The 12,460-nt window shown below is 68.2% G+C and carries 13 protein-coding genes; 6 read left to right on the top strand and 7 right to left on the bottom strand.

What is annotated here, in order from left to right:
• Positions 1 to 42 precede the first annotated feature (42 nt).
• Positions 43 to 219, bottom strand: a complete 177-nt coding sequence (locus BZL64_RS06075; protein WP_086766966.1) for a TIGR02391 family protein — start codon at positions 217 to 219, stop codon at positions 43 to 45.
• 85 nt (positions 220 to 304) lie between these two features.
• Positions 305 to 688, bottom strand: a complete 384-nt coding sequence (locus tag BZL64_RS06070) for a hypothetical protein (RefSeq protein ID WP_086766903.1) — start codon at positions 686 to 688, stop codon at positions 305 to 307.
• A gap of 397 nt (positions 689 to 1,085) precedes the next feature.
• Between BZL64_RS06070 and BZL64_RS06060 the strand changes: the two genes are divergently transcribed.
• On the top strand, positions 1,086 to 1,712 hold the full coding sequence (locus BZL64_RS06060) for an NADPH-dependent F420 reductase (RefSeq protein ID WP_086766901.1): 627 nt from the start codon (positions 1,086 to 1,088) through the stop codon (positions 1,710 to 1,712).
• 288 nt (positions 1,713 to 2,000) lie between these two features.
• Positions 2,001 to 2,261, top strand: a complete 261-nt coding sequence (locus BZL64_RS40165) for a hypothetical protein (protein ID WP_167396095.1) — start codon at positions 2,001 to 2,003, stop codon at positions 2,259 to 2,261.
• 142 nt (positions 2,262 to 2,403) lie between these two features.
• On the opposite strand, the gene BZL64_RS06055 is transcribed toward BZL64_RS40165, so the two are convergent.
• From BZL64_RS06055 to BZL64_RS06035, 4 genes are all read right to left on the bottom strand, one after another.
• A complete protein-coding gene (locus tag BZL64_RS06055; protein WP_244205227.1) occupies positions 2,404 to 3,027 on the bottom strand; it encodes an HAD family hydrolase in 624 nt (207 codons plus the stop codon).
• Between the two features lie 101 nt (positions 3,028 to 3,128).
• Positions 3,129 to 3,800 carry a hydrolase gene (locus BZL64_RS06050; protein ID WP_086766899.1) on the bottom strand — a complete coding sequence of 224 codons (672 nt, stop codon included), beginning with the start codon at positions 3,798 to 3,800 and terminating at the stop codon, positions 3,129 to 3,131.
• 814 nt (positions 3,801 to 4,614) lie between these two features.
• Positions 4,615 to 6,624 (bottom strand): acetoacetate--CoA ligase, encoded by a 2,010-nt coding sequence (locus BZL64_RS06040; RefSeq protein ID WP_086766897.1) that lies wholly within the window; start codon positions 6,622 to 6,624, stop codon positions 4,615 to 4,617.
• Positions 6,625 to 6,649: 25 nt separating this feature from the next.
• Complete coding sequence (locus BZL64_RS06035) at positions 6,650 to 7,366, bottom strand: GntR family transcriptional regulator (protein WP_086766895.1); 717 nt, start codon at positions 7,364 to 7,366, stop codon at positions 6,650 to 6,652.
• Between the two features lie 131 nt (positions 7,367 to 7,497).
• Here BZL64_RS06035 and BZL64_RS06030 point away from each other — a divergent pair, with 131 nt between their 5' ends.
• The 4 genes from BZL64_RS06030 (at position 7,498) to BZL64_RS06015 (ending at position 12,088) form a co-directional block, all read left to right on the top strand.
• Positions 7,498 to 8,349: a fumarylacetoacetate hydrolase family protein gene (locus BZL64_RS06030; protein ID WP_086766893.1), complete on the top strand. Its 852-nt coding sequence runs from the start codon at positions 7,498 to 7,500 to the stop codon at positions 8,347 to 8,349.
• A 71-nt stretch (positions 8,350 to 8,420) separates the two neighbouring features.
• The gene (locus BZL64_RS06025) at positions 8,421 to 9,344 is read left to right on the top strand and encodes a VOC family protein (protein WP_086766892.1); all 924 of its coding nucleotides are present in this window, start codon (positions 8,421 to 8,423) and stop codon (positions 9,342 to 9,344) included.
• Positions 9,345 to 9,355: 11 nt separating this feature from the next.
• Positions 9,356 to 11,182 carry an FAD-dependent monooxygenase gene (locus BZL64_RS06020; RefSeq protein WP_086766890.1) on the top strand — a complete coding sequence of 609 codons (1,827 nt, stop codon included), beginning with the start codon at positions 9,356 to 9,358 and terminating at the stop codon, positions 11,180 to 11,182.
• Positions 11,183 to 11,698: 516 nt separating this feature from the next.
• Entirely contained in the window at positions 11,699 to 12,088 is a 390-nt protein-coding gene (locus tag BZL64_RS06015; protein ID WP_086766888.1) for a nuclear transport factor 2 family protein, read from the top strand.
• Between the two features lie 98 nt (positions 12,089 to 12,186).
• On the opposite strand, the gene BZL64_RS06010 is transcribed toward BZL64_RS06015, so the two are convergent.
• A partial coding sequence (locus BZL64_RS06010) for a transposase family protein (RefSeq protein WP_244205226.1) occupies positions 12,187 to 12,460 on the bottom strand: 274 nt, incomplete at its 5' end.

Genomic DNA, 12,460 nt, shown 5'->3' with positions numbered 1-12,460 from the left:
ACGTGGCTTGCCTCCCATCACCTGACGGCTCCACGAATGTGTTCAGCACGTCACGTGCGCGCTGTCGAGCCGTCGGTGCACCATCCACAGCGTGGTCAGCAGTTCCAGCAACTCCTCGTTGGCGACCGTGCAGTGAAGCCGCGGTTCATGCGCGGCCGGGTTGCGGTACATGCTGAACAAGCCCTTGACCGGGTTCGCCAGCCCCTTGTGCTCATCCAGCTCGGGCCCCCGTGGGGTGGCACGGCGAAGCGTTCTCGGCGACGGGAAGGCCGAGGGAGCGGCCGGACTTGCTGACGGACGTCGGCTACGGAGTTTCCCTACGGAAGAGGGACAGCAGGGTTTGTGCCGGCAGGGCCACCGGGTCGAAGAACTGCGTGGCCAGAGCGGGCGGCACCGCCGCTCCCTGCATGCGGACCTCGTGGCAGGTGAAGCAGAACGCTGCCTCGAACAGCGCCAGATCGAGAGAGTCGTCGTAGGCCCGGACGCTCCAGCCCGGCGAGAAGCCGCAGCGGTGCTGTTCACTGCCGGGCAGGCTCTCGATCAAGGCCAGGGCGGCGTCGGCCTCGCTCCCGGCCCAGTGGGCAACCGCCGTGCCGGGGTACGGGACGTCCCGCCTGGTGGGAAGGGCGGAGATCCGTACAACCTCGATCAGCACGGTGGCGGTGACGGCTTCGGCGGGCAGTTGCATGAGCGCAGTCTGCCGGTCAGGTGCGGAGGCGGGTAAGGGGAACAGACGCCTTGGGCGCGGTGGAGTCGACGTTCAGGTCCCAGCCGATCGCGCCCTTCGCATCGGCCAGGGACTGGAGCGGGATGAGGATCCGGTGCCAGGTGCCATCCCGCTGCCACCGGCGGAAACAAGTCGTGGATCCGGGCCCAGAGCCCGTACTCGACGGGTACGTCATGTCACGGAACACCGGTCCGGACCGGGAACCGTATGCCGTCAGTCAGCTGCCGCCGCGGCTGGACATGCGCGCCCAGCCTTTGCTCCGGAGGCAAGAACGGTTCCAGGCCTACGTCTTTGGTGCCGGTCCACCCGGGCCCGAAGTCCGATCCGCCGCGCCCCGGACAACGGTTAGCGTCCCACCATGCGCTTAGGACTACTTGGCACCGGCAACGTTGCCCGAGCACTGGCCCACGGCTGGAGTGCCGCAGGACACGACGTGCTCCTCGGTTCCCGTCAGCCCAAGGAACGAACAGACCTCGGTTTCCCAGTGGGGAGCCTGAATGAAACAGCCGTCCACGCCGAGGTACTCGTCAACGCCACCCCGGGGAATGTCTCTGTAGGACTGCTGCACTCCGTCGGGGCGCCGGCGCTGGCCGGCATCCTGCTGATCGATGTCGGGGTCGGCCTCTCCGACGACTTCACCGAACTCTCGCATCCCAACAGCAGCCTCGGCGAACAGATTCAGGAAGCCTTCCCCCTGACCCCCGTCGTCAAGACTCTGTGCACCATGGACTCCACCGTGATGATCGCCCCGGACGGTCTGGACGGCCCGAGCACCGTCTTCCTCTCCGGCAACGATGCCGAAGCCAAACGGACCACCAGCCGACTGCTCACCGACCTCGGCTGGCCCTCGTCGTCCCAGCTGGACATGGGCGACATCACCACCGCACGCGGCCAGGAGCACTTCGCCTTGCTCTTCATGGGCATCGCGAGTGGTCTGGGGGCCCACACGTTCAACATCAACGTGGTCACCCGCCCCTCTGCCTAGAGCGCGGCGTCCATAGTCACCGGAAAGTCGTCTTGTGTCTTCGCGGCTACCCCCTTGGGGTCCGCAGCTCCTGCTTGTACACGATCTTCGTGGTGGCCGGCTGGGGGAGGATCGTCGGTCCATGGATCTGTGCTCCTCTCCCGCCCCCGCCGATGCACCCTCATAGTCGAGACTGCCGGGCGCGCCCGGCCCCTGCGGCGAAGGAGAGAACCGCCGAGGCCAACGGCGCCTGCGACCAGGCGCCGGCCATGCTGGGCGGCGCCAAGGCCTGATCACGCCGGTGAAGCGATGGTTGCGGGTGGCCTGGCGGCCAGTGATGATCACCGGGTCATCGGGATCGTCGTGCAGGCCGACGAAGCCGAGGTCGGCCAGGGCCCCGAGCCCGGCCTCGCGCAGATGGCCGGTGATCTTGTTGTGGCGGGCCACAGTGATCTCGCCGGACCGGCCGGGCTTGGCCGCGGAGATCCGGACCAGGTTGCCCTTCTCATCGGTCAGCGCGAGAAAGCGGGCCATGGGCTTTGTGCTTGCCGGAGAAGTTCTTCCGGTTGACCGCCCCGGCGCGACGGCGAGTGCGCACGAGGGTGCCGTGCAGGGTGGTGGCCTTGGTGACGCCGGGTGCGCTGAACTCCACCAGCGACAGTCCGGTGGAGTAGGTGGTCTCGGCACTGCTGCCCGCGGTGCGCCGAGCTCGCTAGTAGAAGTCGTCGAGGGGGAGAGCCGGGTGGTAGCCGAGGATCTTCAGCACCGGCCTGCCCGGGATACGGGTGAGGAGTTCCCCGGCGGTGCCGACCGGTTCGGCGGCCTCCCACCGAACGACCAGGTCGGGTAGCCGGTTCGTGGCCGAAGTCCCCGTCGTGCTCGACGGCGAAGGCGGCGCCGGGCAGGGCCTGCGCACGCGGGTGATGAGGAGGGTGGCCGCCAGGGGCCGGATCGGGGACACGTGCGCCAGGGTTCCGTAAGGGGCGTGGACGGCCGCGCCGTTGGCGGCGATGACGAAATGCGGTCCGATGGTGGCCGGCAACTCCGGTACGGAGCGCGGCGGGCGGCCCGTGACCAGTACCACGCGGATTTCGGCCTGCTCGGCTGCCGTCAGGGCGGCCCGGGTACGGTCCGACAGCGTTCCGTCGCTGCGCAGCAGCGTGCCGCCAAGGTCCGTCGCGATCAGCTTGGGAGGGACCAGAGGGACAACAGGAGGCAGGGTGGGCGCGGTTTCATGGCGGCAGCCTTCTGGATCGATGGACTGAACAGGTGTGGTCCGGTGCCCTGTGGAACAGGGGTGCCTCACTCCGGTCGATGGCCCCTGGCACCGCGCCATCGACGGAGCCGCGCCGGGAGGGATGTGCGAAGGTCTCGGCGCCGGAGCACGGGGCGGCACCGGCGCTGGTGCCGCCCCGTGGTGTCGGTCCGGCCAGCCCCTTACATCCCGGGGGTGGTCTCGTTGGGGACGGGGGTGTTGAGGAGCTGCATCTCCCAGGCGAACGCCACACCGGAGCCGCCGGAGTAGCCCATGAGCTCCGCCAGGTCCTCGGGCGCGACGATGTCCGTGCGGGCCCAGTCGCGCTGCAGCTCGGCGAGGACGGCCATCCACGTGATCGGGGTGATGCCTGCCTGGACCATGCGGCGTACGGCCATGTCGTGGGCCTCGGCCGACACGCCTCCGGAGGCGTCGGTGACGACGTAGACGTCGAAGCCCTCGCCGGCAGCCTGCAGGGCGGGGAAGGCCACGCAGATCTCGGTGTACAGGCCGGCGATGATCAGCTTCTTGCGCCCGGTCGCCTTGACGGCGTCCACCACGCGCTGGTCCTCCCAGCTGTTGAGGGTCGTCCTGTTGATCGGCTTCTGGTCGGGGAAGACGTCCTGGAGGCCCTGGATGATGAGGCCGCCGCGCTCCTCCATGACCGTGGTCAGGATCGTCGGGACGCCGTACGCCTTGGCAGTCTTGGCCAGCCCGACGACGTTGTTGACGATCATCGTCGGCTCGTGGCTGTGCAGGTTGGCGAACTGGAACGGCTGGTGGTCGATCAGCACCAGGACGCTCTCCTCGGGGGTCAGCAGGGCGCCCAGGCCGGTCTTAGGGAACTCGCTCATGGGATCTCCTCCAGTGTGTGGAACGCGAGGTACTTGTTGTGCCGCGTTCCGTTGATGTTTCAACTATTACGCATCATTGTTGATGCGTCAACTACTGGCCAGATTGAGTTCGCATGGAAGAGGAACGTGCTGGCTCAGCCCGTCGGAACAGCGCGCCTGGCGCGCCTTCGTCGACGTACATCGAAAACTTCCCAGCAGGCCGGCATGCAGGCTGCAGGCCACGGGGAACCTGGTCCATCGCCGACTACGTCGTCCTCGTGGCCCTCACCGGTGCGCCCCATGGGCGGCAGCACTTCCAGGAGCCGGTCCAAGCGGTGGACGGGGAACGCAGCCGCATGTCCCACCACCTCCGCCGCATGGCCAAACGCGGCTTGCTCCGTCGCACCCCCTACTCGAGCCACGGCTAACGGGCGGTGTCCTTGCCCGCGTGGTCCGGGTCCAGGTGGACGAAGAGGCGGTGGATGTGGCCGTCATGGATCTGGAACACGTCGCACCAGCGTCCGCCGCCCCGCTCCGGCGAGCCCGACCCCAGGACCCGTCGCGATGGACACCGTGGCTGGTGCCTTCTGCCACCAGGACATCGCCACCGGTCCCAACCCAGTTGATGTCTGCCAGGTCATGGCTGATCGAGTGGATGGTCGGGCCCACGTCCACCAGTACGTCGGCGATCTCCGCCCTGCCGTGGGCCGCGCCCCATTTGGGAAAGCAGACCTGGGCGTCATCGGCGAACAGATCGAGGACACTGCCGCCGCTGCTCGTGGTGCCGCCGTCCTCGAAGGCCTGCAGGAAGGCCAGGGCGAGCGCCTTGCGCTGTTCATCGGCCGGCGTGGTCGCCGGGGTCAGCTCCATTGCCGATCCTCCTCTGTCTGGTGCGTTCGACGGACAACTCGGCGTAGACGTCGAGGAGTTCGGGCCGGTCGATGCTGCCCGTGTTGACCGCTGATCCTCTTGGTGTGCCGAGCAGGATCTTCTTGATGGGCACTTCCAGGCGTTTGCCGGTGAGGGTGTGCGGAATAGCCGGCACCTGGACGATCTCGTCCGGTACGTGGCGGGGCGATGCCTGTTTCCGGATGACGTCCCTGATCCGCGCGCGCAGGTCGTCGTCGAGGCGCGCCTCCGGTGCGAGGGCCACGAACATGGGCATCCAGTAGCCGCCGTCGGGTTCCTCGACTCCGACGACGAGCGAGTCCTGGATCTCGGGCAGTGACTCGACCGCCTGGTAGATCTCGGCGCTGCCGAGTCGGACGCCCATACGGTTCAGGGTCGCGTCGGAACGCCCGTGTACGACGACGCCGCCACGAGAAGTGACGGTGATCCAGTCGCCGTGGCGCCAGACCCCTGGGTAGGCGCCGAAGTAGGCGTCGCGGTAGCGGGTTCCGCCGGAGTCGTTCCAGAAGCGGAGAGGCATGGAGGGCATGGGTTCAGTGATCACCAGCTCTCCGACCTGGTCCACCACCGGATGTCCGGCCTCGTCCCAGGCTGCCACGGCGGCGCCGAGACAGGGTGCCGGGATCTCGCCCGCATGGACGGGGAGCCAGGGGGCGCCGCCCACGAACGCCGAGCACATGTCGGTGCCACCGCTCGCGGACACCACCGGGACGACGGAGCTGACATTGTCGTACACCCACCGGTAGCCCGACTCCGGCAACGGCGAGCCGGTCGAGTTCACCGATCGCAGAGCGGTGAGCCGGTAGTCGCGCGCCGGCCGAACACCGTTCTTCTCGCAGGTCGTCAGGTATCCCGCACTCATGCCCAGGACCGACACCTCGCAGGCGTCGGCCACCTGCCAGAGCCTGTCGGTGTCCGGGTGGGCCGGGCTGCCGTCGTAGAGCACGATCGTGGCGCCGGAGAGCAGGCCGGCCACCAGGACGTTCCACACCATCCAGGTGGTGGTCGTGTACCAGAGGAACCGGTCATCGGGCCCCAGGTCCAGGTGCAGGACGGTGTACTTGAGGTGTTCCAGCAGGATGCCGCCGTGGCCGTGGACGATCCCTTTGGGGATACCGGTGGTGCCGGAGGAGAACAGCACCCAGAGCGGGTGGTCGAAGCCCACCGGTTCGCAGACCAGTTCGGCTTCGCCGCCGGTGGCTTCCTCCCAGCCGACGGTGCCGTCAGCGGGATCGTGCGGCAGCCCGAGGCTGTCGACGAGCACCGTCCCGCGCAGTGTCGGCAGCCCTCGCCGGAGATCGTCGACGGCGGTTCGGCGGTCCTGCCGCCGGCCGCCGTACACGTATCCGTTCGCGGTGATCAGTACGACGGGTTCGAGCTGGGCGAAGCGGTCGACCGCGCTCGCCGGGGCGAAGTCCTGGCCGCAGGAGGACCAGACGGCGCCGATGCTCGCCGTTGCGAGGAAGGCGACGACGGCGTGCGGGACGTTCGGGAGGTAGCCGACGACCCGGTCGCCGGGCTGGACACCGAGCCTGCGCAGGTGCGCCGCGAATCCCGCCGTCCGCTGCCGCAGCTCGGCCCATGACCACTCGGTCCGGCGGTCGTCCTCGTCGATGGCGACGATGGCGGGGCGTTCGGGGTCAGCTGCCCGGAAGACGTGTTCGACGTAGTTGAGCCGGGCGCCGGGAAACCAGGTGGCACCGGGCATCGCCCGGTCGGCGAGCACGGCCTGCGGTGGTGCCGAGGCCTGGATGTCGAAGTACTCCCAGAGCGCGCCCCAAAACCCCTCCAGGTCGTCGACCGACCAACGCCACAACTGCTGGTAGCCGTCCACCTGAATGCCACGATGGGTACGCAGCCACCGCGCGAACGCCGTCAGATTGGACGCGGCGACGACGTCGTCGCTCGGCTCCCACAGGAGATCCTGCGCGGGCATCTGCCGTCACTCTCCTCTTACTGCTCTACAAGTCGTGCTCACTGTCCGGACTGCTTGCCCCACGGGCCGCCAGGAGCGCGTCCGTCGTACGGCGGATGTGCGCGGTGAGTTCCGCGACGGCGCGATCGGCGTCGTGGGCGAGGGCGGCGTCGAGGATGCGGCGGTGTTCGCCCACGATGTCCCGGCCGTCGCCTTCGGCAGAGGTACACGACCAGCAGCGGTAGACCTCGGCGACGGCACGCAGGGAGTCGGCGAGCCCGCGCAGCCGTCCGTTCGGACACCCTTCGTTGAGCGTCGAGTGGAACTGGGCGTGCACCTCCAGCCACTCCTCGTTGATGGCACCCGTCGGGTCGGTCGTCGGTGTGGCCGCCAGGATGTGGTGGACGGCTACGAGGCGTGACTGCCACGCCAGGTCGCCCTGCTCGACGGACTGCTGGAGAGCCTGGGACTCGATGGTGATTCTGACCTCGGTGAGGTGACACAGGTCTTCCTCGGACACCGGGATGACACAGAACCCGAACTGCCGCTCGGACACCACCAGGCCCTGTTCGACCAGCCGTGGAAGGACTTCCCGGAGTACACCCGTGCTCGCCTGGTACCGCTCGCCGAGCTGGGCGAACGGGAGTCGCTCCCCAGGACCCAGGCGCCCGTTGAGGATGTCGCTACGGAGCTCGGCGTAGACCTTCTCCGCTCGCGTCGGTGCCCCGGAACGGCCGGCCTGCGACGGTGCGTGACTCAGCATGCTCCGCATTAAAGCAGAGAATCAGCAATATCGGAATGGCTGATGGATTTCGAAAACGCATTGACATGCCGAAGCTGTTGGCGGATGTTGATGACAGACACAGCACCGCCGATGCGGCTTGAGGAGCGAACATGCGCATTGCGACCGTGGCGGACCGCCTCACCGTCCTCACCGCCGAGGGAAGCGGCGTGGACGTCGCCCGACTCAGCGCCGACAGGTTCTCGTCCGACCCTCAAGCCGTCTACGACCGATGGGAGGAGTTCCGCGACTGGGCTGCCGGTGCCATCCCCATGACAGGCGGGCCGGCCGATTCCGCCATCACTGCGGACGCGCTCGGGCCTCCCGCTCCGACGCCCCGCCAGGTCTTCGCGATCGGCCTGAACTACACCGATCACGCCAAGGAAGCGGGGCTGGCACTGCCCGAGGCGCCGCCGACGTTCACCAAGTTCCCCAGCTGCGTCACCGGCCCGTACGGGGAACTCCGGCTCCCGAGCAGGGTGGTGGACTGGGAGGCGGAACTCGTCGTGGTCATCGGCCGGCGTGCGCACCACGTCACGCAGGAGCACGCCTGGGAGTACGTCGCCGGGCTGACCGTCGGGCAGGACTTCTCCGAGCGGGACGTACAGCTCGCGGGCCCGGCTCCGCAGTTCTCGCTGGGCAAGTCCTTCCCCGGATTCGGCCCCACCGGTCCGTGGCTGGTCACGCCGGACGAGTTCGACGACCCGGACGACCTGGAGCTCAGCTGCACGATCAACGGTGAGCAGGTCCAGAAGGCCCGTACCTCGCAGATGGTCTTCCCCGTCCCCGAGTTGATCGCCCGGCTGTCGGCGGTGTGCCCGCTGCTCCCCGGGGACCTGATCTTCACCGGTACGCCCGCCGGCGTCGGCGGAGCGCGCACCCCTCGCCGGTTCCTGTCACCCGCAGACGTCGTCGTCAGCCGCGTCGAGGGGATCGGAGAGATCCGCCAGCACTGCGCCGGCTGACCCACACCCCCGGGTCACCACCCACTCAGCCTCACCTCTCAGCTCAACGACGAGTCCACGAGGAACAGAACATGGCCCTTCACCGTATGGCGTCGGTCACCATCGGGGTGCCCAACGTCGCCGAAACCACCGCCTACTACGCGGAATTCGGTCTCACCGAGACCGCACCCGGCCGGTTCGCCACCCAGGACGGCGGTGAACAGCTCATCCTGCGCCACGCACCCACCCGCCAACTCCTCGCCATCGAAGTCGGCATCGACGACGAGGACGACCTCGGCCGCACGGCGGAGTCCCTGACCAAGCTCGACCTGGCGGTATCCAAGAGCGCGGACGCACTCTCGGTACGGGAGCCCATCAGCGGCTTCGACGTCACCCTGCGGGTCATGCCGCGGCTCGTCCAGCCGGTACAGCCTCCGACCCCGTACAACGGGCCCGGTCGCGTGGAACGCCCCGACACCCGGGCCCCCGGCATCCTGCGGGAGGGACCGGTCCGGCCCCGCAAGCTCGGGCACATCGTGGTCGGTTCCGTGGACAAGGAGGCCACCCAGCGGTTCTTCACCGAGGGACTCGGCTTCAAGGTCACCGACGAGGCCAAGGGCCTCGCCGCCTTTATGCGCTGTTCGACCGACCACCACAACTTCCTCGTCCAGCAGTCCCCGCTGAACTTCCTGCACCACACCTCGTGGCAGGTCGACGACGTCGACGAGGTGGGCCGCGGAGCCACGGCCATGCTGGAAGACCATCCCGAACGGCACATCTGGGGCTTGGGCCGTCATCACGTCGGATCGAACTTCTTCTGGTACCTCAAAGACCCGGCCGGCAACTTCTCCGAGTACTACAGCGACCTCGACTGCGTCCTCGACGACCAGGTCTGGAAGCCGGGGATGTTCGAAGGAATCAAGGGCCTCTACAGCTGGGGACCGCCACCCCCGCCTTCGTTCCTCCAGCCGGAGGACCTCGCCGCCCTGATGACCGGCACCCACGCCGCGCGCTGAGGAGAATCGCCATGACCGTTGCCAGTCCCCGTCTGCCCGACGAGGTGGACGTTCTCATCGTCGGCGGCGGCGCCGCCGGACTGACCTCTTCGATCCTCCTGTCCAGGCTCGGCGTCCGGAGCCTGCTGGTGGAGCGCCACGCCAACTGCTCCCAGCTGCCGAAGGCGCACATCCTCAACCAGCGGACCATGGAGATCTTCCGCGAGCTGGGAGTAGCCGACGACGTCTACAAGCAGGGCTGTCCGCGCGACAACATGTCCACCGTCGCCTGGTCGACCTCGCTGACCGGCCCCCGCCCCGAACACGGCAGACTCATCGGCCGTGTGGACAGCTGGGGCGGCGGGGCTGCTGTGGCTGCCTACGAACAGGCCAGCCCCTGCGTCTCGACGAACCTCCCGCAGCTGCGGCTCGAACCCTTGCTGCGCCAGCACGCGGAGGCACTCGCGCCGGACCGCGTCCTGTTCCAGCACGAGGTCGTCGACTTCACCCAGGACACCGAAGCTGTGACCGCCACCGTCGTATGCCGACAGGACGGCACACGCCACACAGTCCGCGCGCGCTACCTCGTCGGCGCGGACGCCGGACACACCGTCGGGCCTGCCGTGGGCATCCAGTTCGGCGGGCTGAAAGACGTGGTGGACATGGTCAGCGCGCACATCAGCGCGGACCTGTCGGCGTACATCGACGACCCGAGCGTCGTCATCCACTTCTTCGTCAACCCGGACGGCAGCGGCTCGCTGGGCAGCGGCGTCCTGGTCAAGATGGGACCGCAACACTGGGACCAGCACTCCGAGGAGTGGGCCTTCCACGCCCTGGTGCCGCCCGGATCCGCCGCCCAGTACGAGGACGACTTCATGCCGGACCTGATCCGGCGCTCACTCGGCGTTCCCGATCTCCCCCTGACGATCCATCACACCTCGCACTGGCGGCAGGAGGCGTCACTGGCCGACCGCTACCGGGTGGGGCGGGTGTTCGTGGCCGGGGACGCGGCGCACCGGCACTTCCCGACCACCGCCCTGGGCCTCAACTCGGCCGTCCAGGACGCCCACAACCTGGCGTGGAAGCTGCACGCAGTCCTCTCCGGCCACGCCGACGCATCACTGCTCGACACCTACCAGGAGGAACGCCGCCCGGTGGGCCGCCGCAACATCGAGCAGGCCACCACGGCGGCCTTCACCCACCGCAACATCGACGCGGCCATCGGGCTGACACCCCAGATGTCCCCGGATCAGGCCTGGGCCCGGTTCACCGAACTGTTCTCCGGTACGCGGGACACGGCCGCGCTGCGTGAGCGGGTCGCGGCCGCCATAGCCCACGAGCGCCACGAAGTGGGCGCCCACAACATCGAGATCGGCTACACGTACACCTCGTCAGCCGTCGTGCACGACGGCACGGCCTCACACGTCTATGCCGATCCGGTAGTGGACTTCCACCCCCAGACCCGGCCGGGACACCGCGTCCCGCACGCCTGGCTGAGCCGTGGCGGCCGGCAGCGGTCGGTCTACGACCTCACCGGGCGCGGCCGGTTCGTCCTGATCGTCGACGCCTCCGATCCGGGAGGGGCCGCGTGGGCCCAGGCCGCGTCCGACTGCGCCGACCGCCTCGGCGTCCCGCTCGATGTCCTGCGCATCGGCAGCGTGGACAGTGCCGACGACACCAGGTGGACCGACACGACCGCCGGCTGGCAGGCGCAACGTGAAGTCGGCCCCGACGGCGCGGTACTGGTCCGTCCCGACCAGCACGTCGGATGGCGCAGCATGACCGGGCATCCGGATCCCGGGCCGGTCCTGGAGAGGGCGTTGCGCTACATCCTGGGGCGGCCGGCTGAAGCGACGTGACATGGCGTCCGGCTGGGCCGCTCCCGTCCAGGGTAGAGCCGACACACGTCCCAGGCAGAAGCGGATCCGTATGAGTGACGAGATGAAGATAACCGGCGGTATCCGCATCACCCGCGAGGATGCCGTACTGCAGGTGCTGCTGTCCCGACCCGAACGGCTCAACGCCCCCGCGATCGAGCACCGAGCACCGAACATGGTTGGCGCGTCAACGACCTATCGGGGTGGGTTCGTTCCGCCACCCGCTCGCCCTCCATTGATGGGCCGAGTGCGGCAACCCTCGGGGTGCGGGTTACTCCTGTACGGGGCCAATGCGAAGCCGGATGGCGGCATGCAGTCCGCTCGATCGAGAGGTTGACACATGCCCAGGCCCGGTCGGGGCGGGGTTGTTTGTTCAGCGGTGCCCGAGCTGACAAAAGCCCGGCTGCCGGGAACCGGCCCTTGTACCAAGAATCCGTCGGCTGGGCCTGCCGGGCAAACCGGTGAAGGCACCGTCGAATACGTATGGAGGAGAACACAATGCGCGACATCACGAAGCTGGTTGAGGCACATCTGCATGTGTGGGCGGTCTCCGATCCACGCGAACGGGGCGAGCAGATCGCCCGGGTCTACACCGAAAATGTCACCGTCGTCGAACCCGACGGGATCGTGCACGGCAGGGAAGCGCTCAACGTACGCATCGGGCGACTACAGGAACACTTCTCCGGGCTCGAATTCTCGGTCACCGGCCCGATCCAGCATCACCACGACTACGCCATGTACCAGTGGAACCAACCCACCGAAATCCGGCCGGAGGACGTCACCGGCTGGGACGTACTCCATTTCGACGGCGACCTGATCGACACAGCGGTCATGTTCATTTCCGGATTCGATCTGCTCGAGGTGCCGGGTCACGACGTTTCGCAATGAGAAGTTTTCAACCTGATTGCGCAGGTCACGGGGCTGGTGTGGGCGGGAGTGATGTACTCATGCCGGTCGGGGCGTGATCGTCTCGGGGAGGTCGTCCGTCACCTGTGGACCTCGGTGTTCGCCAGGACGAGGAGGGCCCGCAGGAGGGTGGTCGCGTGCCGGGTGTTCATGCGGACCTTGGTGAGGATGCGCCAGGATTTGAGGTTCGCGAAGCCGTGCTCGACGGCGGCGCGTTCGCGGCTGAGCAGGCGGTTCGCCTCCTTCTCCGCGTCGGTGAGTTGGTGGTTCCGGGTGGCCTTGCGGCCGGTGATGATCACCGGGTTGTCGTCGGGGTCGCCCGTCCAGGCCGACGAAGCCGAGGTCGGCCAGGGC

The organism is Streptomyces bobili (assembly GCF_002154575.1).
In the GTDB taxonomy this organism is placed as follows: Bacteria; Actinomycetota; Actinomycetes; order Streptomycetales; family Streptomycetaceae; genus Streptomyces; species Streptomyces bobili.
The sequence above is the reverse complement of the archived record's forward strand: the minus strand, read 5'-3'. Positions and strand labels throughout refer to the sequence as shown.